1 protein-coding gene is annotated in these 569 nt (G+C 49.9%); it reads left to right on the top strand.

Translation table 11 applies throughout. The annotated features are described in order from the left end of the window. Positions 1-569 (top strand): hypothetical protein (locus GQS54_RS23140; RefSeq protein WP_205967900.1); only part of this gene is annotated, 569 nt, incomplete at both ends.

Here is a 569-nt window from a genome sequence, read left to right as displayed (position 1 = left end):
TGCTTGTGGTGTTTGATCTGAAGAATGCTTTTGGAAGTTTGAGATCCAGTCAAAGTCCAAAAAGCAAGAAGCATCAATCATATCCAGCTTCCAGAGTGCCTGTTTCTTCTCAAGTGCTCGGAAACACTTTGCAGAAGGCTTCTCTGTCTCAGAGTCTTGACTACAGAGGATTTGCACAAGAGCCTCTTGGTCTTCAGGAGAAGCAGGTGTTGCAGGGTCCAGTGAAGCCTTTGGACTGGAGGTTTCCCACTGTTCCAGAAGTGCCGAGTGAGATGGCGGTGGACTTCCATTTGAGGCAACCTGTGACTCCCAGTAGTGTAGCTATTCAATGCGGTGAGAACCGGGTTCATGTGGAGGTACAGCAGGACTTGTTTAGCAATGGTGAACTGATCCAGCCATCTGGTCTGACTTTGGGAGGATGTCCTGTTGTCGGTTTGGTCCCAGGCTCCAAGGTGCTCTTCTTTGAGAATGAACTGCAGGACTGCAACAGTGTGTCGATGATGACCAAGGATGAGCTTGTCTACACCTTTGCCCTTACCTACACTCCCGAGGCGTTTGCTGGCACTCCC

This window comes from Paraglaciecola sp. 20A4 (assembly GCF_011378905.1).
Lineage (GTDB): Bacteria > Pseudomonadota > Gammaproteobacteria > Enterobacterales > Alteromonadaceae > Paraglaciecola.
Note: the sequence above shows the minus strand (reverse complement) of the source record. Positions and strands in the feature narration are given on the sequence as shown.